Genomic DNA, 24854 nt, shown 5'->3' with positions numbered 1-24854 from the left:
GAAAGGGAGGGTAACAGATAATATTTTCACCGAGAGATTGTGGAGGACATTAAAATACGAGGAGGTGTACCTTAAAGATTATCAGAATGTTTGGGAAGCAAGACAAGGTATCAGCGACTATATGAGCCTTTATAACCAGGAAAGACCACATCAGTCTATTGGTAATAAGACACCCGCAGAGGTACATTTTGGTAGAAACAACTAAAACAATGACTCAAAACTGTAACTTAAAAAACGCTATTTTTTGTCTTGACAAATGGGTCCACTTTATCTTCTCATAACAAATTAGCTCCATAGGAGCGATCTGTTTATTCTCTTTCTTACCCTAATTGGGGGATATTTGTATAAACCTATTTCACAGGTCGCAAAAGTTTGGATACAAAATTTACATGAAAGGGGGTTATGAGTATAATAAAAAATCACTCTTTTTATTTTTTATTATACCAGGTTTTATGGCTGTTTCTTGGGAAATAACTCCACAGAAAATTAAGGCTGTCATTGATAGGATCATTGAAGTTAGCAAACCACGACGGATCATTCTTTTTGGCTCTTATATTAAAGGAACTACAGACAAAAATAGCGATCTTGATGTGCTTGTGGTAATGAGGCAGGAAGTTAAAAACCCTCGAAAGGAGAGCGTCAGAATCCGTCGTCTTCTGAAAGGTATATTGATGCCTATGGATATTTTAGTAATCCACGAGGAACTCTTAGAAGAAATTGCCAATAGTCCTGGTTTAATTTATCGAGAGGCTATTAAAAATGGAAAGGTTGTCTATGAATTACCTACATAAGAAGCGTATCCCTGCTTCTTCGGAAGAATGGCTGCTACATGCTAAAAGTGACTTAAAACTTGCAAAACTCGGAATAAAGCAAGATGTTCTACCAGAACAGATATGTTTCCATGCTCAACAGTGTGTTGAAAAAGCACTCAAAGCGATTCTTGTCTTTTGTAAAGTTGATTTCCCTTTTACCCATGACCTTGAAGAGCTCCTTGATACTTTCGAAATGGCTGGGATTTTAATTCCATCAGAGTTATCAGATATTGGTATATTAACCCCTTACGCTGTTGAAAGTCGCTATCCTGGCTATTGGGGCGAAATTTTAGAAAATGATGTGACAGAAGCTATCGCCCTTGCTGAAAAGACGATAAAATGGTCTGAAGAATATATCCAATGGGGGAAGCAGTAAATAGTTACCTTTTATTTTATAACTATACTTTTGCACTTTTTGTCATTCCTGCGCAAGCAGGAATCCAGAAGCCTTGATATTACTGGATTCCCGCTTTGGCGGGAATGACGAGAGGTTATTGTAAAGTATTTGTCTTTCAAATAGTTACAAAAAAGTGCAAAAGTATAGTTGTGAGATAAAGCAAAATTCCCTCTCCCTTGATGGGAGAGGGATAGGGTGAAGGTGAAAAATTGGCGGGCAATATTATTACTCTTGCTAAACAACCTTAGAAAAAGAGCTACCACCCTCCCCTAACCCCTCCCATCAAGGGAGGGGAAGCTCTTATGCCGACGCTGTCAGGACAAAAGGAGATGAAACTTAACCCATAGCACTATAATCTGTAATGAGCTTCCTTTTTTAACTTGATTTTGAGTAGATACTGTTTTAGCTGAGTTTGTGGCGATTGCATATTCTCGTGGCTTACCTCGTAGGGAATTTCTGTCTTTTGTCGCAGATATTCAAGATGACCCAGAGATAGAAGTTGTCTACGTAGACGAAAGACTGCCCAGGGATGCGTTAAAGTTGTTGCAAAGGAGGATAGATAAAACATGGACATTGTGTGATGCGGTTAGCTTTTTGTTAATGCAAGAATACGGAATTACTGAAGCCTTGACCACTGACCGTCATTTTGAGCAAGCGGGATTTGTCCGGCTGTTGAAATCATAAGGCGATGCCGCGCCTTGCTGAACCACGAAGTCAACAATACAGCGGTGAAAGGAGGGTGGCTATGCGATTTTTTAATACGGCCGGGCCGGTTAATCCCAGGGATCACTATACCTTGCCTTTTCGGATAGACCGAGAAGAGATATACTCGCTGATTAGGCAGAAGAAATACTTTATGTTGCATGCGCCGCGTCAGACAGGGAAAACTACGGGGCTTCTGGAATTGGTAAACTGGATCAACCAGGAGGAAGAAAGGTATAAGGCCCTCTATGTTAATGTAGAAACGGCCCAGGCTGCCCGGGAGAAGGTGGAGGCAGGCATTGAAGCCATTTTACGGGAATTTCAGTCCGGAGTCCGATGGTTCCTGGGAAAGGATGCCTCGTTCCCTAATGTGGACGAATTACTTCGGAAAGGGGCCTATAAGGCTCTATCCGCTCTATTGGAAGGCTGGGCTGAAGCTTCACACCAGCAGGATGGTCGCCACCTGGTGATTTTTATTGATGAGATTGATTCCCTGGTAGGTGACACCTTACTTTCCGTCCTGCGGCAGTTGCGTTCCGGATACCTCAGGCGACCGGATGGGTTCCCGCAATCCATTGGGTTGGTGGGGGTAAGGGATGTCCGCGACTATCGCATCTTCAGCAGTGTAGAAAATGCGGTAGTGCTGGGGGGAAGCGCCTTCAACATCAAAGCGGAATCCATCCGATTACAGGATTTCTCCTATGATGAAGTAGCCGCCCTTTACAGACAACATACTGAGGAAACAGGGCAGGTCTTCACGCCTGAAGCCATAGAGCGGGCCTTCTACTGGACTCAAGGTCAACCGTGGCTGGTAAACGCCCTGGCTTATCAGGCGGCCTTTCGAGACGTTAAGGATCGGGCCGTCTCCATTACCGCAGATCATATCGAGGCCGCCAAAGAGACCCTCATCCAACGTCGAGACACCCACCTGGATGTGCTGATCGATCGCCTGGAAGAGAAACGGGTGCGGCAAGTGATTGAACCGCTGTTGACAGGAGATGACGCCCCGGAGCATTTGCCCATAGATGACATTCTCTATGTCCGTGATCTGGGGTTGATCAAGGCGGTTGGCCACCAGATCGAGATCGCCAACCCCCTTTATGGCGAGGTGGTCCCCCGGGAAATGGTCTGGTCTACGCAGCAGATGATGGCCCAGGATCCCGCCTGGTATGTCCGTAAGGATGGTTCGTTGGATATGTCGAGATTGTTGGAAGCCTTTCAGGCCTTTTTTCGCGAGCACAGCCAGGCGTGGCTGGAGCGATTTGCCTACAAGGAAGCCGGACCTCATTTGCTGTTGATGGCCTTCTTGCAGCGGATCGTTAACACGGGCGGGCAGATCTTTCGGGGGTATGGATTAGGCCGAAAGCGGATGGATATTTTAGTAGTCTGGAAAGGACATCGGTATGCCTTAGAGTTGAAGGTTCGACGCGGGGAGCAGACAAAGGAGGAAGGTTTGGCCCAATTAGACGGGTATATGGACACCAGCCGAGCAGAGGAAGGTCACTTGCTGCTGTTTGATCGTCGCCCAGGACGAACGTGGGAGGAGAAGATATATCGGGATAAGGCTGTATTACCGTCCGGGAGGACCGCTCTTGTTTGGGGCATGTAGCTACATCTATTTCTTCTATCCTTGACAAGAGACTTCCGGCTATGATAATATTATTACTCGATGTTCAAGTTTTTTCGACCTGCGCCATCAGACTTTCAGGGGTTGAAACCGCTAAAGCGGTTATGATTCTGGATGTTATCCTATCCGTAACACCCTGATAAATCAGGGTGCTAAACTCAAGTAAGCATGAGAATAGCACCCCGATTTATCGGGGTGAATCGGGGGACACTAATAAACCAAAGCAACCGCTTTAGCGGTTTATAAGAAAACCTTGAACATCGAGTATTAGTAATTATTCAGCCTCTATTAAAAAAGAGAGTAACTACTCAGGTGGATAGGCTGAAGGCTTTTAGGGACAAATGCGGTGAGTAGATGATTGAACGTCAGCCTTCAGTCTTCAGCCTTCAGTCTATCTACCTGAATAGTTACAAGAGGGGAGGCATTGAGGATGGGGATAGCATATACCACCATTAAGGTTAGAAATCCTTTAAAAGATAAGGAATCCATAGAGATGGAGGCAAAGATTGACACAGAAGCCACACTGCTTGTTCTTCCAGAAGAAATGGTAAAGGATTTTGAATTTCCATTTATAAGAAGACAGACGGTAAAGTATACCAATGAAGATACGGCGGAAAGGGATGTAGTCGGCTTGGCTGAAGTAGAAATCTGCGGTAGAAAAGGGTGGTTTGAAGCGATTGTAGAGCCCAAGAAGAAATATCTCCTTATAGGAGCAGTCGTAATGGAATCCCTGCTCGAAGCTCGAAGCTCGAAGCTCGAAGCTCGAAGCTCGAAGCTCGAGCCTCGAGCATCGAGGATCGAGCCTCGAGAGAGGGATTCCAGGTGAAAAAGTGGATTGTTTCAGGATTAATCTTAATTATGGTGGTAGGCATCGGCTACCTGGTCTTTCTGAAAGTAAAAGGAAAAGACAGCGTTGAAGTAGTCAAGGGCGAAGTAACCAGAGGCGAACTGGTACTTAAGGTGACGGCCAGAGGAAGGATTGAAGCCAAGGAGAGACATGAGATTTATGCCAGGATATCAGGGGTGATCACCTCCATCTTAGAAGAGGGAGAGAAGGTAAGTAAAGGAGAAGTGTTTGCTGCCTTTGACAGCAAAGAGCTTTTAGCCAGAAAAAAGCAGGAGGAATCGAATTTAGTCACCTACCGGAACAGGCTCAGATTCCTTGAGCGGGGGTTTGGGATTAAAGAGCAGGAGAAGAGGGCCGAAGAGGCCAGGATTATATTTGAGGAAGCAGAAAGGAGCTTTCTCTCCAGGAAAGGGCTGCTGAAACTTGAGGCTCTTTCAGAAAACGAATTTAGGCAGATAGAAGTAGACTACAAGAGGGCAAAACTGGAACTGGAACTGGTTTCAAGCCAGTTGGAAGAGCAGCGCCAACAACAGAAAGAAGAGATGGAGACTATCTCTGCCCAGATAGAAGGCGCTGGGGCGGCCCTTTCTGCCATAAACCAACAACTCGAATGGACGAAAGTCTCCTCCCCTATTTCAGGAATTATTACTCAGAAGACAGTCAAAGAAGGCGCCTGGGTTCCTACCGGACAATTGCTTTGTGTGGTTGTCGCCAGCAGCTCCTTTGTGGCCAAAACCAATTTGGATGAGGTTGATATCAGCAAGGTATCTCCTGGGATGAAGGCCTCTATCGTGCTTGATGCCTTTCCGGGACAAACCGTCTCTGGAAGGATAACAAAGATTGCTCCGTCGCCGGTTCTGAAGGAAAAACTAAATGTCTTTGAGGTCACTATTTCACTTGAGTCAACGGATATTAATATAAGGAGTGAGATGTTGGCCGATGTCAGTATCATCTCAAGTCAGAAGAGGGATGTCTTGAAGGTTCCCTATGAGGCAATAGTCGATATTGATGATGAGACCTATCTTTTTGTAATCAAAGATAATAAGGCCGAGAAACGTCAGGTGGTCTTAGGGCTCAAGAATCCAAATGAAGCTGAAGTCCTGTCAGGGGTAAAAGAGGGCGAGAAGGTTGTCCTGAATCCTCCTTTAGACCTTAAGGATGGGGCCGCCCTCAAGATTAAAGGTAACCGTTCAGGGGGCAATGAAAGTTGAGGGGGAATTTTTGTAACTATTCAGCCCTTAAGGCACAAAGACACAAAGATTACCAATAATAGCACACGGATTACACGGATGAGACGGATTGACACGGATAAAAATTTATTAGAAAAAATCCGTGAGAATCCGCCAAAATCTGTGTCATCCGTGTGCTATTCTATCATTCTCTTCGTGGCTTAGTGGCTTTGTGGCTGAACGGTTACGATTAAAGATGTCTAATCAATTTTGGATGGCGGATGGCGGATTGAAGAAGTTCAATCCGAAATCTGGAGATGTTGATGCTTATTGAAACAGAGAACCTAACAAAGGTCTACCCCATGGGGAAAGAAGGTTTTACTGCCTTAAAGGGTATTTCTCTATCCATTGAGGGGGGTGAATTTTTAGCGATAATGGGTCCTTCGGGTTCGGGCAAATCAACCTTGATGAATATTATCGGCTGCCTTGACAGTCCCACTTCCGGCAGGTATTTATTAGAAGGAGAAGATGTCGGGGCCAAAAGTGATGCGGAGTTGGCCAGGATAAGAAATAAAAAGATGGGCTTTGCCTTCCAGTCTTTCAATCTGCTTCCCAGGGCAACCTTAATAGATAATGTGACGCTGCCCCTGTCCTATTCAAGGGTGCCTCGGCGACAAAGAAAGCAGAGGGCCGAGGAGATACTGCAAAGGGTCGGCCTGGGGACCAAATTTAACCAAAAACCAACGGAACTTTCCGGTGGCGAGCAGCAACGGGTGGCCCTGGCCCGGGCATTAGTGAACCATCCGGCTATCATCTGTGCCGATGAACCTACGGGAAATTTAGATACGGCTACGAGTAAAGAGATAATGGAGATACTCAGTGAGTTGAATAAAGAGGGGACAACTATTATTCTGGTTACCCATGAGAGAGAAAATGCCTCTTACGCCGGCAGGATTATTAACTTAAGAGACGGGCAGATGGTAAAGGACACAGAACCCAGATAACAGAGCCCAGAGAAGATCTGTATTCTGTGTTCTGTATTCTGTGTGATGCTGATAGAGTATATCCTATTCTCACTAAAAAGTTTGCGGCAATATAAGCTACGGGCATTCCTGACGGTTCTGGGGGTAATGATCGGGGTTTTTTCCATTGTCGCCGTCATTACCATCGGACAGGGCGGAAAGGAGTTGATCCTTAGCGAGTTAGGCAGAGGTGGGGCCAACCTGATCGTGGCTCACAGCACTCAGATCATGATGGAAACCCGACAGGATAAGCTGGACTATCTCACTGAAGACCAAGTCCGGGCAATGAAGGGGGATATCCCGGGGATTGAAGATGTGGCCCCTGAATATTTTCTCTCTACTACCATGAAAGTAAGGGGTGAGAATAAATTGATTCCGGTTTTAGGGGTTCCAGCCAATTGGTTTGAACTGTGGAAGCTGGATATTATCAAAGGACGGATATTTACAGAGCAGGAGGTCAAAAGCTCACAAAAGGTCGGCATCATCGGCCAGAAGCTTTTTAATTCTCTCTTTGGCGACTTAAAGGCATTAGGCCGTCAAGATGTAGAAGTAGAAGGGACATACTTTCGGGTAATCGGGATAATGGCCTATAAATTGGAGTTAGGCCCGTGGGATCTTAATAATGCCTTGATTCTACCTTCTTCTGCCCTTCAGAGGCTGTTAGGGGCGGAGGAAGTTTATGAGGTCCTGATCAGGGCCAAGGATAATGTGTCTGTGCCTATTCTTAAAGAGAGGATAAAGAAACACCTCCGTAAGCTCTTTTCTGACAGAGAGGGCTGGGAGGTAACCACGATGGATGAGTTCATCAATATTGTAGATAAGGTGACGGATATAATTTCCATTGTGATCAGCAGTATTGCGGCTATTTCCCTGGTGGTGGGAGGGATTGGGATTATGAATATTATGCTGGTAACCGTCCGGGAGCGAACCCGTGAGGTGGGGATAAGAAAGGCGGTCGGAGCCACCAGACAGAATATCCTTTATCAGTTCTTGACCGAAAGCCTGATGCTTTGCCTCTTAGGTGGAATCGTGGGTATGGGAGCGGCGACCGGCGTGATTCTTTTAATCGCTAAGGTGATGGACCTGGCCATCTCTCTTTCAGGCGGGGCCATTGTTTTAGGCTTTACCTTCTCTTGCCTGGTGGGGATATTCTTTGGCGTGTATCCGGCTCATCTGGCCGCTAAGTTTAATCCAGTAGAGGCGCTCAGGTATGAGTGACCGTGAGCACTAAGGGCCTATCCCCAAACCGATAAAAGTAGCCCAGCCGTCCCGGCTGGGAATATGACCACAGGCGAGACGCCTGGGCTACATTCAAAAAAGGTAATTATTCAGCCACTGATTATCACGGATTAACACGGATAAAATAGGCAATGAGAGACTAACCATGAAACCGACCAACAGTTTCGTAAGCCCGATCTTAACCGATTTTTATCAGTTGACGATGGCCTATGCCTATTGGAAGGATGGCAGGCATGAAGAGCCGGCTGTTTTTGATCTCTTCTTTAGACAAAATCCGTTTGGTAAAGCCTTCACTATATTTGCCGGCCTGGAAGAGGTCCTGCGTTTTGTAAGTGATTACCATTTTACCGAGGAGGACATCGCCTACATCAAGGCTTTAATGCCCGGCTGCGAGGCGGAATTTTTCTCCTGGCTGAAAAGGGTGGATTGCTTAAAAATAAAGATCTACGCGGTCAGAGAAGGCTCCGTGGTATTCCCACGCCTCCCTCTGATCAGGGTGGAAGGGCCTCTGGCCGTGGCTCAACTACTTGAGACCACCATGCTTAACCTGGTCAATTATGCCAGTCTGGTAGCCACTAACGCCGCCTGTTTCCGGCTGGCGGTGGGGGATGAAAATAAAGTCCTCCTGGAATTCGGCGCCCGCCGAGCCCAGGGGCCTGATGGCGCGGTGTCAGCCTCCAGATACAGCGTGATCGGAGGCTTCAATGGGACAAGCAATGTCTTGGCCGGTAAACTTTTCGGCCTTACGGTCAAGGGGACCCATGCCCATTCCTATGTATCTTCTTTTTCAGGGCTTGATGACCTGAAGACTAATTTCATTATTGACCCGAAGGGGCAGAGGCACGATTTCGTCAGCCTGGCCCTCAAATTCCGCCAAGAGCTTGGATTCAACCATACGAACGAAGGAGAGCTGGCGGCTTTCCTGGCTTATGCCCAGGCATTCCCAGAAGGATTTCTGGCCCTCGTTGATACCTACGATACGCTCAACTCGGGGGTGCCGAATTTTCTCTCGGTAGCCATGGCCCTACATGTCATTGGTTATAAGCCTATTGGGATCAGACTGGATTCAGGCGATCTGGCCTATTTGTCCAGAGAAGCCAGAAAGATGTTTCAGCAATTTAGAACCCAATTTCCGGTTGATGGTTTCCCCAATTTGTTGATTGTGGCCAGCAACGATATTAATGAGGCCACCTTGCTCTCTTTGAAACAACAGGGACACGAAATTGATGTTTTTGGCATCGGCACCCATCTGGTCACTTGCCAGACCCAGCCTGCCTTAGGTTGTGTTTACAAGTTGGTGGAGGTCGATGGCAAGTTGTGCATTAAATTATCTCAAGACATGGACAAGGTAACTCTGCCGGGTAGAAAAGAAGTGCACCGCCTGATCGGTTCAGAGGGAACGGCCTTGTTGGACCTGATGATTCCGGCCGGCGAAGCCCCCCCAAAATCCGGCGAGCGGATTCTTTGCCGGCACCCCTTTGAAGAAACTAAAAGGGTATACATCATCCCCACTAACGTCATTTCCTTGCATCAATGTGTCTGGGACGGCCGAATTAATGTGGCCCTGCCGTCGGTAGAAGAGATGCGGCGCTATACCCTGGAGCAGCTTGCCTCAATGCGGAAGGACCACCTGAGGCCGCTAAATCCAACACCGTATAAGGTTTCGGTAAGCAACAGGCTCTATGAGTTTATTCACGATCTCTGGCTGCAAGAAGCACCCATTCCCGAGATTCAGTAGAAAGGTAACCGTTTAGCACATGATGCTGGATGCTCGATGCTCGATGCTCGATCCTCGATGCTCGATCTTCGATGCTGGTAAAGGATCCAGTATCCAGGATCGAGCATCGAGCATCGAGTTTGTGCCTTAGTGGCTGAACGGTTACAATTATTAATTATTATGAGGAGGACTTCGTGGATATTACCCGACTCTGGGGGGATGCCTTTGACCAGCAGCCGGCCCAGGAAACTATCGAATTTATGGCCGGCCGGGATGTGACCGGTCTTCCCCCGGCCGATGAGAACCTGATTGAGGTTGACCTGTTAGGGAACAGAGCCCACTGTCTGATGCTCCAACAACAGGGGATTGTTTCATCGACTGAGGCCCGAATAATCCTTGATGCCTTAGCTGAGATCGAAGGTCTTTACCGCTCGGGGAAATTCAAACTCGATCCGGCCAAAGAGGATGTCCATTCCAATATCGAGGCCTTCCTGGTTAAGCGATGCGGTTTAGAGATAGGGGGTAAGATTCACACCGGCCGGAGCCGGAACGACCAGGTCGCCCTTGACATGCGGCTTTATCTAAGAGGAGAGCTTATTAAACTATCTACTTCTCTGACAAGATTTGTCAGAAGTCTATTAACCCAGGCCAGAAGGCAGGTGAACACCATTATGCCGGGCTACACCCATCATCAGCACGCTATGCTGACCACCTTCGGGCATCTTCTTCTATCTTTTGCAGAAGGCCTCCAAAGGGATCTGGAGCGGCTTCGGGATTGGCACCACCTCTTTAATAAGAACCCGCTGGGTAGCGCGGCCGCTTATTCGACTACCTTTCAACTGGACCGGGAACTCACTTCTCGATTATTGGGCTTTGACTCCCCCCATCTTACCTCCATTGATCCGATCACCAATCGCTGGGAGCCGGAGGCATCTTTGGCCGCCGCTATCTCCCTGATGATGAATCATCTCTCGGCCATCGCCCAATCCTTCATCCTATTCTCCACTTCGGAATTTAACTTTATCAAGCTAAGTGACGCTTACTGTTCCGGAAGCTCGATTATGCCTCAAAAAAAGAACCCCTGCAGCCTGGAGGTTATCAAGGCCAAAGCCGCTATTGCTCAAGGAATTTTAAGCTCCCTCATCTCCATTGGCCAGTCGAATCTATTCGGCTACAATCGGGATTCCCAGTGGACTAAATATTTGGTAATGGACCTCGTCCGTGAAACCGGCGCCTGCCCTGTCATCCTCACGGGGGCGATTGATTCTCTCGAAGTGAATAAAAAAAGGATGCTCGAAGAAAGCGGACGTGGTTTTATTACGGCTACTGCCCTGGCCGAGGCCCTGGTGCGCCATCATAATTTATCCTTCAGGCAGGCCAAGTTCCTCATTGGCAAGGCCGTGAAATACTCTAAGGGGAAGGACAAGGTCTCTTTCTCCGCCCTTAAACAGGCTATATCGGAAGAGAACCTTGACTTATCCGTCACCGAGGACCAGGTTGAAAACTATCAAGACCCGGAGATGATAATCCGGCAGAAACATTCTTGGGGAGGACCTGCCCCTGAGATAGTTCAACGTGGAATAGAAGAAATAGAGGGACAGTTGAGATTCAACCAAACCTGGTGGGAGGAAAAGATTAAGCAGATTGAAGCCGGTAAGGAAGAGATGTCACGCCTTGAATCTACTTTAAAAAATAGGTAACTACTCAAAACTAAGTTAAGCAGTTAGTTGGGAGACAACGCAAAATTCCCTCTCCCTTGATACTTATCCTTACCCACAAATTGGGTAAAAGGATGGGGTAAACAAGAGCCTGCCTTGATGAAAATCAAGGATAAACCACGAAGAGCACGTGCCCTTCGTGTTCTTCGTGGTTTTTAAAAGATGTGGGTAAGGATAAGCATCAAGGGAGGGGAAGCTCTTATGCCGACGCTGTCAGGACAAAAGGAGATGAAACTTAACCCATAGCACTATAATCTGTAATGAGCTTACTTTTTTAACTTGATTTTGAGTAGATACAAAAATAGTAAATACTCAGGCAGATAGGCTGAAGGCTGAAACTGTTAAAGTCCAAACCACTTAGCGATTAGACCAACCGCATTTTGGATCCTTTGCTCAGAGAAATCTGCCGGAGCCACCAAATCCATCTCCTTGCCGGATAGCCGTTCTCTGATCCTCTCGGCGACTTCTTCACTTACTTCTCGAATAAGCAGACCACCATTGACTATCTTTTCCTTTACCATTTCCAAGCGGTCAGGCCGTATATCCGGAGCACCGCGGACCCGGCGAATGATTCGCTCCAACTCAAAGGCAATTTTAGCTTCCCTGGAAATAGTAACCTCATCCTGACCAAACTCTCGCTTCAAGGCGGCCTTCTTTAAAGTCGCCGACCTATTTTCAGCTCTTCTAATATGTTCCGCCTCTTCCTCAAAGGGAATAGCCGGCTCCTCGGTGGTATTTTTCTTTTCTCTCGATGTTACTTCAGAAGTTCTAAATAAATTTCCTAATTTGGCAAGTTCCATCTTACTCACCTCAGTTCGAGTAATCAGTTATCAGTGATTACCGATTACTGGTGACTACTCTTTTATTCTCACGCAAGTGTTCAGCCACAAAGACACTAAGACACAAAAATAGAGCAGTAGAGCAGTAGTTAAAGACTTTTCTGAAAGTTCCAGAACGGCTGCTCTATGGCTCTACTGCTCTCTAAGACACATATTTTTTAATAAGTAGCACATTAAAATTGATTAAAAAACCAGACTTCTTTTTGCCACGAAGACATAAATTCATAAATAATTTCCCCTTCGTGTCTTCGTGCCTTGGTGGCTGAACGGTTACATTCTCACTATATTTATCGGTAAACTAATTTAAAAACTTAATATTCACAGAATTTTTGACTTGATTTTTTGGGATCTTTGTGCTACCTTTAAGACAAATGCTGAATGTTTACAAGAAACGGAAAAAAGGATTTAAACTTAATGAAGGCTCCTTTATTCGGGCTGGGCTTATTCTCGTCCTTCTCATTCTGATCTTTCTTATTCTCTCCAGGACCTACACCCCTGGAGATAGGGAGGCCGTCTTCCGAAAAACAATACGAGAATATAAAGAGAGGTTAGAAAATAATCCTTTAGAGATAGAAGCCTTAATCGGTTTGGGAGATGCTTACTACGAACAGGTCCTGGCTACAGATGACCAAAAGAAGGCCGTGAAATTGGCTGATGAAGGGATCGAATTTTATCGAAAGGCAATTATTTTGGCTAAGGAAGGGCCAAGGGCGACCAAATGCCAGACCAGGGTAGGGATTCTTTATTTCAAGAAAAGTAGTCTCCTTGGTGGTGATTACTACTATCATGAAGCTCAGAAAAAATTAGAAAGCGCTGTGGCCGGTGGGGAAGGAAGCAAGGAGGCTCATATCTATCTGGGGCACATATACTATCGAAAAAGCCAGTCAAGCAAAGGGAGCGAACGGCTAAAATGGCTGGATAAGGCCATTACCCATTACCAAGAGGCCCAGACCCTTGATCCCAAGGAGGCCACGGTCAGGTTCAATCTGGCCTGGGCATTCAAGGACAGGGGGCTATACGAAGATTCAACCAGAATCTTTAAAGAGCTTCTGGCGGCCAAGGTCTTAGATAAAGAAAGCAATATAGATGTTCATATTGCCCTGGGATGGATTAATTATGTTCAAGACCATCTGGATGAATCTGAAGCTCAATATCAGCAGGCGCTTGGGCTTAAGCCAGGACCGGAAAAGGAAGCCAAGATTCATTACTGGTTAGGTAAGGCTTACGAAAAGGGAGGACATTTATCCCTGGCCAGAAACGAATGGGAAAGGGTCCTGGCCATTGATCCCAATCACCAGGAAGCCAGGAAGAAATTGGAAGGCAAGTGAGGAGGAGGATTTTATGTTTGATTTCATCTATAGTTTATTTTGCAAGGATATGGGAATTGATCTGGGAACAGCCAATACCCTGATACATGTCAGAGGTGAAGGGATCGTCCTTTCCGAACCATCAGTAGTGGCGATTCAAAACGATACCAATGCCGTGCTGGCAGTAGGGGCGGAGGCTAAACGAATGCTGGGGAGAACCCCGGCTGATATTGTGGCTATCAGGCCGATGAAGGATGGAGTTATCGCTAACTTCGAGGTAACCGAGGAAATGATTAAATACTTCATTGCCCGGGTGCACGACAACCGAAAGGCTTTTGTGCACCCCCGGGTGGTTATTGGAATCCCTTCGGGGATAACCGAAGTGGAAAGAAAGGCCGTACGGGACGCCGCCCTCCAGGCAGGGGCCAGAGAGGTTTATTTGATTGAAGAGCCACTGGCAGCAGCTATTGGAGCCAATATTCAAATCCATGAACCTTCCGGAAATATGGTTATTGATATCGGGGGAGGGACAAGCGAGGTAGCGGTTATCTCCTTGGGAGGGATGGTCGTGTCTAATTCCATTAGAACCGGCGGAGACGAGATGGATGAAGCCATCATCAATCATGTTAAGAAAACACACTCTTTAATCATTGGAGAAAGAACGGCTGAAGATACCAAGATCAACATTGGCTCAGCCTTTCCAGTAGAGGAAGAATTAACCTGTGAAATAAAAGGACGAGATGCCACCACTGGTCTCCCCCGAACCGTTACCATTACTTCCAGTGAAGTGAGAGAGGCGCTTTCCGAAACGGTCTCAACGATCGTAGATGTAGTGACTCAAACCCTGGAAGATACCCCACCTGAACTGGCCTCTGATATTGTGGATAAGGGAATAATTATGGCTGGAGGAGGCGCCTTGCTTAGAGGGCTGGATAAGCTTATTACTCAGGAAACAGGCCTGCCGACCTTCGTGGCTGAAGACCCCTTACAGTGTGTGGTTATGGGAACAGGCCGCTGTCTTGAGGAACTGGAATACTTGCGGCGGGCCAGGAGGAAGTAGGTTCGATGATCAATTTCTGCTTAAGGCACAAAGCCGGCACCTTGCTGGTTCTCCTGCTCTTGATCGCGGTTTTCCTTATGTCCCACTATTCCTGGCAAAGAACTAAGATAGAGAAAAGAATCGGCTCCATCTTTGTCCCCTTTCAAAGCCTAATGAGTTCTACCCTCCGCTTTCCGGGAGATGTGTGGGGTAGACTCTCCGAATTGAACCGATTGAAGGAAGAAAACATAAGACTTAAGGCCGAGCTTGGTCAACTAATCAAAGAGAAAGAACAATGGCAGAGAGCGAGGTTGGAAAATAAGAGGCTGCGTAATCTCTTGGGCTATAAAAAGAGATTGCCTTACTCTACCACCGCCGCCAGAATTATTGGTTACGATCCTACCAACTGGTTTAGCACCATTGTTCTCAATCGCGGCCAACAGGACGGCATAAAGGAAACCCGGGCGGTAGTTACTTACCAGGATGGCCAGGAGGGTCTGGTCGGCCGGGTGATAAGCACTCGAGAAGACTCTTCTCAAGTGCTTTTACTTTTAGATCAAAATTTGGCCGTGGGGGCCAAGGTGGTCAGGACTCAAGCCAAGGGATTAGTTGAAGGAAGAAATAAAAGAACCTGCCGCATGCGATATCTCCCCTCTGATACTGATCTAACTCCAGGGGATATGATTGTCACTTCAGGAGAAGGAGGCATCTTTCCTGAAGGCATTCCCCTGGGCAAGGTAATCGGTTTCAAAAGAGAAGCTCAAAGGCTGTTCCTGGAAGCCGAATTGCAGCCTTTGATAGATTTTAACCGCCTGGAAGATGTGCTGGTTATCAATTATCAAGGTAACTATTCAGCCACGGATTAGCCCGGATAAGATAGCCTACCAGCTAGAGATAAAGTTACAACCTGTGCGGTTAAGAAATTATACGACCTGTATGGTTAGAAATTACAAGCAATTCTCCTCAAACCTGAAAGGTTTGAATTTTACATAACCACAGGTGAAACCTGCGGAAACGAAACATCTACCACAGCTCAACCCTGAAAGGGTTGAATTCTATGTGATGGATAATATTCGACCCTTGCAGGGTCGAGCGTTGCGATTTGTTTCCGTAGATTGCATCTACGGCTATTTAAAATTCGACGCTTTCAGCGTCAGTAGTCTACAACCTAACCGTACAGGTTGAATAATTTCCCCTTCGTGTCTTCGTGCCTTGGTGGCTGAACGGTTACAGTTTTATTTTAAAATAATGTATTTGATAACCGCACAGGTCGAAAAGTTGAGGTTGATGATGGCCGGTAAAAGAACCGTCAGTATTTTCACCGCGATCACATTAAGGCCGGAACCCAGACCACCGATGCCAGCGCCCAGAAAAAAATCTGTATGCTGGGTTCTGTGTTCGGTATTCTGTCTTCTGTCTTTTATGATCGGCTGCCTCACCACGGGCAGTTTGCGGCAGGGCAGGAAATTGCTATCTGAAGGAGAATATGATCGAGCTACGGAGGTCTTGACAAATGCCCTTAAGGAAGAGCCTGATAACCCCGAGATTTACAGGGATATGGGCATAGCCTACTATAAGCTGGGTCAGTATAACCAGGCCTTGGATAAGCTGGAAAAGGCCAAGCAGGGCCTCCCGAAAGACAGTCGATTGATCTTCTACATGGGACTCGTCTATGAAAAATTAGAAAAGTATGACCAGGCTATCGAAGAGTACTCAAATTACACCCGGCTGAGTCCCCTCAGCCGCGTCAGACGGAAGATAAAAGAGCGGCTCCCCTGGCTAATTCGTCAGGAGGCAGACCGATGGGCTAAGGCCCGTCTTAAAGATGAAGAAAACCTCCCGGTTCAGGATATCCCGGATACCACGGTAGCGGTGACTTATTTTAAACCCTTAACTGTCCTGGAGGGATATGAGTCATTGCACCTTGGGCTGACCGACCTTTTGATCACTGATTTATCCCTGGTAAAAAGTCTGAGTGTGGTGGAGCGGATTAAATTACACCATATCCTGGATGAACTGGGGTTTAGTTCCACCGATCTGGTTGACCAAAGCAAGGCGCCCAGGATGGGTAAGTTATTAGGGGCCAGCATCTTAGTCACGGGTGTTTTTACCGCCTTAGAGGAAAAGGTGCAAATAGAGCCTGCCCTGGGGAAGGTCAAATTAGATAAGCTCTACATCCTGGAAGGTGTAGAAGGAATGCTGGCGAATTTCTTGCAGATTGAGAAGGACCTCGTGTGGCAAGTCTTAGATGAGATGGGCCTGGAACTAACCTCTGAAGAACGAGAGGCCATATCACGGAATGTCCCGACCGAATCGTTAGCGGCTTTTTTGGCCTATTCCACGGGTCTGAGCTTAGAGGATAGCGGGATGTATCCTGAAGCCGCCAAAGAATACGAATCCGCTCTTACCCTTGATCCCAATTTCAACGAGGCGGTATGGCATTTAAAAGAAGTCCAATCTTTGACTCAGGTGGAATCTGGGGACAGCATGGAACAGATAATGGAGGCGGCTCTTTCTACCAAGAGATTGCAAGATGAAGCGTTAGCCACCACCGTGGAAACTATTTCTCGCCAGGGCACAAGTATCCCCCGCAGTGAGCCGGATATGGTTAATCTGGATATAATATTGAGGTGGGATCAGGATTGAGTTTCGGATTTCGGGTCTTTAGAGGTAATATTCAGGTGATAGAAAGAGAAACCAAGCTCTCTGGTTGTATCGGTTGTATCTTATGGTTGCTGCTCATGTCGGCTAATGCTGAGGCTCAAATAGAAGGGAACCTTCTTTCACCGGAAGCTGTCTCGGTTTTCGCCGGAACGCAATTCTACTCGCGAACGGTCGAATATGCAGACAGAAAGGAAGAAGTCCAGGCGTGGGTTTTCCCGCTTTTTGTAACCGGGGCCGAGATAAAAGGCTGGAACATCTGGGTGCATCAGCCGGGGTTTTCAGCGCAATTAAAAGGTGATTCGAGTGTCAGCGGGTTAGCCGATACAAGGATCAGGGCATCCCGATTCTTTCTTGATGAGACGGCCATAGTTGCCGGAGGGCTGAGCTTGCCTCTAACCGGTATTGAACCTGAAGCCGACCTCCTGGACCTTGAGGGTCTTTTGAATACCGAGGTGCTTCAATTTCCGGTCAGTAAGCTTACGGAAGGATTTGATCTTGACTTGGGAATCGCCTGGGCGAAAACCTTTAAGACAATCTCTGTCAGTATGGGAGGAGGATACCTGGTGAAAGGAAGCTATGACAGGATTTACCAAGTAATGGGAGATGAGGCAAGCGTGGGAGAATATGATCCGGGTAATGAACTGAGTTTAACCGCCGGCTTTAATTTCCGCCGGGGGATAACCAGCCTGCACGGGAAAATTCTATATCTTCGCTATGGGGACGATACCCTCAAAGGAGAATATATGTTTACCAGCGGCCCAGAACTTTCAGGATACCTTTCGGCGACCTTTCGATTTAGACCTGTTACCCTGATACTCTTTGCCAAAGATACCATTAAAGATGAAGATTCTTTCCCACAAGATATAGATATCCCGACCAGGAATTCCTTCGCCACCAGATTTGAGGCAGGGACCGGCCTTATCTGTCCGCTGTTGGATGAGGCGATTATTCTCAAGGCGGAAACAAGCATGAAAAACCTTTCTGACGCCGATGGTGAGATAACTGACCAAGTGCTTAATTTCAACCTGGGGGGACAGGTGAGTCTTCGGCCGGACCTGGTTTTGGAGGCCAAGGTTGACTTCTTGCTCAATGGATATATGGACGATGGTGAGGCTGATATTTCAGGGTTTGGCCTGGGTTTGCTATTACACTATTCCTTTGGGAAATAGTAACCGTTCAGGGGGTCCCTCTCCCTTGATGGGAGAGGGATAGGGTGAGGGTGAAATGGGCGGGCAATATTATTACTCTTGTTATTTCACCCTCCCCTAACCCCTCCCATCAAGGGCTTATCCTTACCCACAAATTGGGTAAAAGGATGGGGTAAACAAGAGCCTGCCTTGATGAAAATCAAGGATAAACCACGAAGAGCACGAAGGACACGAAGAAAAAATTACGACCTGTGAAATAGGTTTATACAAATATCCCCCTACTCTATGTTTTATGCAGTATTAGCTCTATTTGTTTGAACTCGAATTTACAGATTCTACCAGCGAAGAACTTGAGAAGTTAAAAGGAGTAATTACCATCTTGGCAATAACTCCCTCCTCCAATAAGTAATGTAATTACCACAGATGCCTCTAAGTTAGGAATTGGGTGTGCGCGATGAATATGTATTGTTTCCGAACGATTGGTTTATTGCTCATATCTCTTATCCTCTGTCTTCAGGGATGCAGTAAGAAGGAGAGGCATCCCTTAAGGGAAGGGGCGGCTGTCCAGCCGGTGGTCATCCTTCAGTTTGCGCCGCAAGCCGGGTCTCCTCTAAATATCACCTCGATAACTCTTACAGTCTCAGGCCCTAATATCGAGTCTGCCACATTCGTGGCCCCAGGCATAGACACAGCCGGACGGGAGGCCAGGTTCTCGATCGAAATACCTGCCGGCCGTAACAGAACCTTTACCGCCCAGGCCTTTGACGGCGATCGTCTTGTCCTGAAAGGCTCGCTGGAAGACGTGGATGTTACTCAGGATACCACGATAACTATCCCATTGATTCCTGTGATTCCTGTTACGCCGCTAATATCTCTTACCAAGTCGGACTCGCCTGATCCGGTCCAAGCCGGGGCTGATTTGACCTACACCCTGACGGTGGCTAACTCTGGAAACGCAATAGCCAATAACCTAGTCATCACCGAGACCTACGACGACAATACTACCTTCTCCTGGGCCGAACCGGACCCAGATGCCGGCAGCGATAATCGCTGGTGGACCTTCAGCAATCTGAGTCCAGGCGCCAGCCAGACCATCACCATCCGGCTGGCGGTGACCTCACCCTTAGCTAACGGCACAGTGCTCACTAACTCAGCTTCGGTGGTGAGCGATGAGACCCCAACGCCGGTGAAAGTAACCGAAACTACTACGGTAGGTAGCGCCCCGAAACTTTCCATCACCAAGACCGACTCGCCTGATCCGGTTCAGGCCGGGTCTGATTTGACCTACACCCTGACGGTGACTAACTCCGGAAACGCCGTGGCCAATAACCTGGTCATCACTGAGACCTACGACGCCAATACTACCTTCTCCTCGGCCGATCCGGCCCCGGATGCCGGCAGCGGTAATCGCCGGTGGACCTTCAGCAGTCTGAGTCCAGGCGCCAGCCAGACCATCACTATCCGGCTGGCGGTGGCCTCGCCCTTAGCTAACGGCACAGTGCTCACTAACTCAGCTTCGGTGGTGAGTGATGAAACCCCCACGCCGGAAAAAGTGACCGAAACTACTACGGTAGGTAGCGCCCCGAAACTTTCCATCACCAAGACCGACTCGCCTGACCTGGTTCAGGCCGGGTCTGATTTGACTTACACCCTGACAGTGACTAACTCCGGAAACGCCGTAGCCAACAATGTAGTCATCACCGAGACCTACGACGCCAATACTACCTTCTCCTTGGCCGAACCGGCCCCGGATGCCGGCAGCGGTAATCGCTGGTGGACCTTCAGCAGTCTGAGTCCAGTCGCCAGCCAGACCATCACTATCTGGCTGGCGGTGGCCTCGCCCTTAGCTAACGGCACAGTGCTTACTAACTCAGCTTCGGTGGTAAGCGATGAAACACCAACGCCGGAAAAAGTGACCGAAACTACTATGGTGACCAGCGCCCCAATTATCTCTATTACCAAGACTGACTCTTCTGATCTGGTTGAAGCCGGGGCTGATCTGACCTACACCCTGACAGTGACCAACTCCGGGAACGCCGTAGCCAATAACATGGTCATCACCGAGACCTACGACGCCAATACTACCTTCTCGTGGGCCAAACCGGACCCGGATACCGGCAGCGGTAATCGCCGGTGGACCTTCAGCCATCTGAGTCCAGGCGCCAGCCAGACCATCACTGTCCGGCTGGCGGTGGCTTCGCCCTTAGCTAACGGCACCGTGCTTACCAACCTTGCTTCGGTGGTAAGTGATGAAACACCAACGCCGGAAAAAGTGACCGAAACTACTACGGTAGGTAGCGCCCCGAAACTTTCCATCACCAAGACCGACTCGCCTGATCTGGTTCAGGCCGGGTCTGATTTGACTTACACCCTGACAGTGACCAACTCCGGAAACGCCGTGGCCAACAATGTAGTCATCACCGAGACCTACGACGACAATACTACCTTCTCCTGGGCTGAACCGGCTCCGGATGCCGGCAGCGGTAATCGCTGGTGGACCTTCAGCAGTCTGAGTCCAGTCGCCAGCCAGACTATTACTGTCCGGCTGGCGGTAACCTCACCCTTAGCTAACGGCACAGTGCTTACCAACCTGGCTTCGGTGGTGAGCGATGAAACACCAACGCCGGAAAAAGTGACTGAAACCACCACGGTAGAGAGTAAGCCGGTAATTTCCATTACCAAGTATGATTTACCTGATCCGATTCAGGCCGGGTCTGATTTGACTTACACCCTGACCGTGACCAACTCCGGGAACGCCGTGGCCAATAACCTGGTCATCACCGAGACCTACGACGCCAATACTACCTTCTCCTGGGCCGAACCGACTCCGGATGCCGGCAGCGGTAATCGCCGGTGGACCTTCAGCAATCTGAGTCCAGACGCCAGCCAGACCATCACTATCCGGCTGGCAGTAGCCTCGCCCTTACCTGACGACACGGTGCTGACTAATTTAGCTTCGGTGGTAAGCAATGAAACTCCGGCGCCGGTAGAGACAGTCAAGTCTACTACCGTGGCGAGCGCCCCAATTATCTCCATCACCAAGACCGACTCTCCTGATCCGGTTGAGGCCGGGGCTGATCTGACCTACACCCTGACGGTGGCCAACTCTGGAAACGCCGTGGCCAATAACCTGGTCATCACTGAGACCTACGACGCCAATATTACCTTCTCCTCGGCCGATCCGGCCCCGGATGCCGGCAGCGGTAATCGCCGGTGGACCTTCAGCAGTCTGAGTCCAGTCGCCAGCCAGACTATCACTATCCGGCTGGCGGTGGCCTCGCCCTTAGCTAACGGCACAGTGCTTACCAACCTTGCTTCGGTGGTAAGTGATGAGACACCCACGCCGGAAAAAGTGACCGAAACTACTACGGTGACCAGCGCCCCAATTATCTCTATTACCAAGACTGACTCTTCTGATCTGGTTGAGGCCGGGGCTGATTTGACCTACACCCTGACAGTGGCTAACTCCGGTAACGCCGTAGCCAATAACCTGGTCATCACCGAGACCTACGACGCCAATACTACCTTCTCCTGGGCCGATCTGGACCCGGATGACGGAACCACTAACCAATGGACCTTCAGTAGCCTGAGTTCGGGTGAAAACAAGACCATCACTATCCGGCTGGCGGTGGCCTCGCCCTTAACTAACGGCACAGTGCTTACCAACCGGGCTTCGGTGGTGACTGATGAAACCCCCACGCCGGAGGAAGTGACCGAAACTACTACGGTAGGTAGCGCCCCAAAACTTTCTATCACCAAGACCGATTCGCCTGATCCGGTCCAGGCTGGGGCTAATCTGACCTACTCCCTGACGGTGACTAACTCCGGAAACGCCGTGGCCAACAACCTGGTCATTACCGAGACCTACGACGCCAATACTACCTTCTTCTCAGCCGAGCCGCCACCGGTTGTTGACACTACCAACCAATGGAGCTTCAGCAGTCTGAGTCCAGGCGCCAGCCAGACCATCACTATCTGGCTGGCGGTGGCCTCGCCCTTAGCTAACGGCACAGTGCTCACTAACTCAGCTTCGGTGGTAAGTGATGAAACACCCACGCCGGAAAAAGTGACCGAAACTACTACGGTGACCACCGCCCCATTTATCTCTATTACCAAGACTGACTCTTCTGATCTGGTTCAGGCCGGGTCTGATCTGATCTACACCCTGACGGTGGCCAACTCCGGAAACGCCGTGGCCAATAACCTGGTCATCACCGAGACCTACGACGCCAATACTACCTTCTTCTCAGCCGAGCCAGCTCCGAATGCCGACAGCGGTAATCGCCAGTGGACCTTCAGCAGTCTGAGTCCAGACACCAGCCAGACCATCACTATTCGGCTGTCGGTGGCTTCGCCCTTAACTAACGGCACAGTGCTTACCAACCTGGCTTCGGTGGTGAGTGATGAAACCCCAACGCCGGAAAAAGTGACTGAAACTACTACGGTAAGTAGCGCCCCGGCGCTTTCTCTGGCCAAGTCCGATTCCCCTGATCCGGTGGAATCAGGCGGAAGCCTGACCTACACGGTAATGGTTTCTAATGCGGACACCGCCAATGAGACAGCCACCAATGTGGTGGTGAGTGAGACTTATGATCCGAAGACCATTTTTATCTCAGCCAATCCTGCTACGGATGACGGAACCAACCATCAATGGACCTTTAACCGCCTATCTCCAGGTGAAAGCCAGGTCATCACCATCAATTTGAAGGCCGCCTCAGACCTCTCTTATGGAACTATCTTGACCAATCGGGCCACGGCCGTTTCTGATGAAATAACCGCGCCCCTTGAGGTATCTGAAGAAACCGAGGTTGATGTTCCCCCTATAATTATTACAAAGAGCGACTCCCCTGAGCCGGTTGAAGCCGGAGATATCCTAACCTACACCCTATTTATCCGGAACAACCGCCCCAGTTGGATCAGTAATGTAGAAATTACCGAAATCTACGATCCAAATGTTACCTTTCAATCAGCCGAGCCCTCTCATGGAATCAGCAATAAATGGATATTTACTAGTCTGGCCTCAGGAGAAGAGAAGACTATCAGAATCGGGGTAAAAGTAAAGGCGCCTCTACCTAACGGGACTATTTTGACCAACCAGGCTTCAGTGGTTTCCAGTGAAGTAACAACCCCGATTGATGTCTCTGAAACTACCACAGTTTACTCATCTCCGTTGTTATCCCTAAAAAAAACAGACGACCCTGATTCGGTGGGGGCTGGGAACAGACTTATTTATACCCTGACGGTAGCTAATGCCAATACCGCCAGCGCTACGGCCACTAATGTGACGGTAACCGAGACCTACGACCCAAATATCAACTTTATCCAGGCTGAACCGTCCCCGGATGTGGGAGATAATCAATGGAACCTGGGTGATCTGGTTCCAGGTCAAAGTCAGCCGATCACCATCGAGGTAGAGGTAGATTCTCCTTTATCTGATGGGACTATCCTGACCAATTCGGCCTCGGCTATGGCTTCTGAAATAGAAGAGCCGGCTCAAGTAGTAGAACAGACTGCGATTCAGGCTGCCCCCATCTTGACGATTGAAAAGTCGGATTTTCCTGATCCAGTGGAGACAGAAAGCAGCCTGAGCTACACCCTGAAAATCAACAATAGTGGTAATGCCGTGGCCAATAACCTGATCATTATCGAGACTTATCCAGGTAATATCCTCTTTGTCTCGGCCACTCCAAAACCGGAAGATGGAACAGATACCCAATGGAAGATCAGCCGCCTGACGCCGGGAACAGAGGCCACTATTACTATCCAGGCGAAGGTAATCCCGCCTCTAACCGACAGAACCGTCTTAACCAATCGAGTCAGCTTGAGGAGCGATGAAATTACTATACCTGAAGAAGCAGAAGAACAAACCACGGTCTGGTCTCCGATATTGGAGTTTAGCAAGTCAGACTCCCCTGACCCCGTAGTGGATGGGGATACCCTGACCTATACCTTGCAAATTAAGAACACCGGGAGCGCTAAGGCGACTAATGTCATTCTTACGGAAACCTATGATGATAAGACTACCTTTAAATCGGCTGTTCCCTTCCCGGATGCCGGCAGTAGTAATCGCCGGTGGACCTTTGAGCGTCTGAGTCCAGGCGCCAGCCAGACCATCACCATCCAGCTTCAGGTAGCTTTGCCTTTGCCTGACGGGACAGTGCTCACTAACTCAGCTTCAGTAATGAGTGATCAGACCTCCAGACAGGAAAAAGCCATCGAAACTACGGTGGCCAACACTTACACCATAACGGCCAGCGTCGGTAATAACGGAAGCATCTCACCCTCAGGCGCCGTGACAGTAAATCACGGAGGCAGCCAAACATTCACCATAACTCCTAATACAGGCTACCACATAGCGGATGTGAAGGTTGACGGCAGCTCAGTAGGCGCCGTGTCAACATACCCCTTTACCAATGTAACCTCTAACCATACCATAACAGCGACCTTTGCCATAAATACTTACACCATAACGGCCAGCGCCGGTAATAACGGAAGCATCTCACCCTCAGGCGCCGTGACAGTAAATCACGGAGGCAGCCAAACATTCACCATAACTCCTAATACAGGCTACCACATAGCGGATGTGAAGGTTGACGGCAGCTCAGTA

General features: G+C 48.6%; 18 protein-coding genes and 1 pseudogene. 18 read left to right on the top strand and 1 reads right to left on the bottom strand.

Going from position 1 to position 24854, the window contains the following annotated elements; all coding sequences use genetic code 11:
- From AB1797_05435 to argH, 12 genes and pseudogenes are all read left to right on the top strand, one after another.
- On the top strand, positions 1-205 hold a 205-nt coding region (locus tag AB1797_05435; protein ID MEW5767057.1), incomplete at its 5' end, for an integrase core domain-containing protein.
- Between the two features lie 124 nt (positions 206-329).
- Positions 330-791 (top strand): nucleotidyltransferase domain-containing protein, encoded by a 462-nt coding sequence (locus tag AB1797_05430; GenBank protein ID MEW5767056.1) that lies wholly within the window; start codon positions 330-332, stop codon positions 789-791.
- Positions 775-1188 (top strand): HEPN domain-containing protein, encoded by a 414-nt coding sequence (locus AB1797_05425; GenBank protein MEW5767055.1) that lies wholly within the window; start codon positions 775-777, stop codon positions 1186-1188. The genes AB1797_05430 and AB1797_05425 overlap by 17 nt, the downstream gene beginning before the upstream one ends.
- 432 nt (positions 1189-1620) lie before the next feature.
- Positions 1621-1893 (top strand): annotated as a pseudogene (locus tag AB1797_05420) (PIN domain-containing protein).
- A 61-nt stretch (positions 1894-1954) separates the two neighbouring features.
- Positions 1955-3520, top strand: coding sequence for an AAA family ATPase (locus AB1797_05415; GenBank protein MEW5767054.1), 1566 nt, complete (start codon positions 1955-1957; stop codon positions 3518-3520).
- Positions 3508-3678 carry a hypothetical protein gene (locus tag AB1797_05410; GenBank protein MEW5767053.1) on the top strand — a complete coding sequence of 57 codons (171 nt, stop codon included), beginning with the start codon at positions 3508-3510 and terminating at the stop codon, positions 3676-3678. The genes AB1797_05415 and AB1797_05410 overlap by 13 nt, the downstream gene beginning before the upstream one ends.
- A 290-nt stretch (positions 3679-3968) precedes the next feature.
- On the top strand, positions 3969-4364 hold the full coding sequence (locus AB1797_05405) for a hypothetical protein (protein MEW5767052.1): 396 nt from the start codon (positions 3969-3971) through the stop codon (positions 4362-4364).
- Positions 4361-5596 (top strand): efflux RND transporter periplasmic adaptor subunit, encoded by a 1236-nt coding sequence (locus AB1797_05400; protein MEW5767051.1) that lies wholly within the window; start codon positions 4361-4363, stop codon positions 5594-5596. The genes AB1797_05405 and AB1797_05400 overlap by 4 nt, the downstream gene beginning before the upstream one ends.
- 278 nt (positions 5597-5874) lie before the next feature.
- The gene (locus AB1797_05395) at positions 5875-6558 is read left to right on the top strand and encodes an ABC transporter ATP-binding protein (GenBank protein MEW5767050.1); all 684 of its coding nucleotides are present in this window, start codon (positions 5875-5877) and stop codon (positions 6556-6558) included.
- Between the two features lie 45 nt (positions 6559-6603).
- On the top strand, positions 6604-7794 hold the full coding sequence (locus tag AB1797_05390; protein ID MEW5767049.1) for an ABC transporter permease: 1191 nt from the start codon (positions 6604-6606) through the stop codon (positions 7792-7794).
- Between the two features lie 166 nt (positions 7795-7960).
- A complete protein-coding gene (pncB, locus tag AB1797_05385; GenBank protein MEW5767048.1) occupies positions 7961-9553 on the top strand; it encodes a nicotinate phosphoribosyltransferase in 1593 nt (530 codons plus the stop codon).
- A 173-nt stretch (positions 9554-9726) separates the two neighbouring features.
- Positions 9727-11232, top strand: coding sequence for an argininosuccinate lyase (gene argH / locus AB1797_05380; GenBank protein ID MEW5767047.1), 1506 nt, complete (start codon positions 9727-9729; stop codon positions 11230-11232).
- Positions 11233-11591: 359 nt separating this feature from the next.
- On the opposite strand, the gene AB1797_05375 is transcribed toward argH, so the two are convergent.
- A complete protein-coding gene (locus AB1797_05375; protein MEW5767046.1) occupies positions 11592-12050 on the bottom strand; it encodes a flagellar biosynthesis anti-sigma factor FlgM in 459 nt (152 codons plus the stop codon).
- 410 nt (positions 12051-12460) lie between these two features.
- On the opposite strand from AB1797_05375, the gene AB1797_05370 reads away from it, so the two are divergent.
- The 6 genes from AB1797_05370 to AB1797_05345 all read left to right on the top strand — a co-directional run.
- Positions 12461-13417: a tetratricopeptide repeat protein gene (locus AB1797_05370; protein MEW5767045.1), complete on the top strand. Its 957-nt coding sequence runs from the start codon at positions 12461-12463 to the stop codon at positions 13415-13417.
- 13 nt (positions 13418-13430) lie between these two features.
- Complete coding sequence (locus AB1797_05365; GenBank protein MEW5767044.1) at positions 13431-14456, top strand: rod shape-determining protein; 1026 nt, start codon at positions 13431-13433, stop codon at positions 14454-14456.
- 5 nt (positions 14457-14461) lie between these two features.
- On the top strand, positions 14462-15301 hold the full coding sequence (gene mreC / locus AB1797_05360) for a rod shape-determining protein MreC (GenBank protein MEW5767043.1): 840 nt from the start codon (positions 14462-14464) through the stop codon (positions 15299-15301).
- A 382-nt stretch (positions 15302-15683) separates the two neighbouring features.
- Positions 15684-17081, top strand: a complete 1398-nt coding sequence (locus AB1797_05355) for a tetratricopeptide repeat protein (GenBank protein ID MEW5767042.1) — start codon at positions 15684-15686, stop codon at positions 17079-17081.
- On the top strand, positions 17078-18268 hold the full coding sequence (locus tag AB1797_05350) for a hypothetical protein (protein ID MEW5767041.1): 1191 nt from the start codon (positions 17078-17080) through the stop codon (positions 18266-18268). Before AB1797_05355 ends, AB1797_05350 begins: the two co-directional genes overlap by 4 nt.
- A 466-nt stretch (positions 18269-18734) precedes the next feature.
- Positions 18735-24854, top strand: a 6120-nt coding sequence (locus AB1797_05345; protein MEW5767040.1) for a hypothetical protein, incomplete at its 3' end; no start/stop codon positions are given.

The sequence above is a fragment of the bacterium genome (assembly GCA_040753085.1).
Taxonomy (GTDB): domain Bacteria; phylum UBA9089; class JASEGY01; order JASEGY01; family JASEGY01; genus JASEGY01.
The sequence above is the reverse complement of the archived record's forward strand: the minus strand, read 5'-3'. Positions and strand labels throughout refer to the sequence as shown.

Excerpts from the sequence above, each read along its gene's own strand:
- AB1797_05375 (MEW5767046.1), bottom strand. The coding sequence starts at position 12,050 with ATGGAACTTGCCAAATTAGGAAATTTATTTAGAACTTCTGAAGTAACA.
- AB1797_05370 (MEW5767045.1), top strand. The coding sequence starts at position 12,461 with ATGCTGAATGTTTACAAGAAACGGAAAAAAGGATTTAAACTTAATGAA.
- AB1797_05405 (MEW5767052.1), top strand. The coding sequence starts at position 3,969 with ATGGGGATAGCATATACCACCATTAAGGTTAGAAATCCTTTAAAAGAT.
- AB1797_05365 (MEW5767044.1), top strand. The coding sequence starts at position 13,431 with ATGTTTGATTTCATCTATAGTTTATTTTGCAAGGATATGGGAATTGAT.
- AB1797_05390 (MEW5767049.1), top strand. The coding sequence starts at position 6,604 with ATGCTGATAGAGTATATCCTATTCTCACTAAAAAGTTTGCGGCAATAT.
- AB1797_05425 (MEW5767055.1), top strand. The coding sequence starts at position 775 with ATGAATTACCTACATAAGAAGCGTATCCCTGCTTCTTCGGAAGAATGG.
- AB1797_05415 (MEW5767054.1), top strand. The coding sequence starts at position 1,955 with ATGCGATTTTTTAATACGGCCGGGCCGGTTAATCCCAGGGATCACTAT.
- mreC (MEW5767043.1), top strand. The coding sequence starts at position 14,462 with ATGATCAATTTCTGCTTAAGGCACAAAGCCGGCACCTTGCTGGTTCTC.
- AB1797_05355 (MEW5767042.1), top strand. The coding sequence starts at position 15,684 with ATGTATTTGATAACCGCACAGGTCGAAAAGTTGAGGTTGATGATGGCC.
- pncB (MEW5767048.1), top strand. The coding sequence starts at position 7,961 with ATGAAACCGACCAACAGTTTCGTAAGCCCGATCTTAACCGATTTTTAT.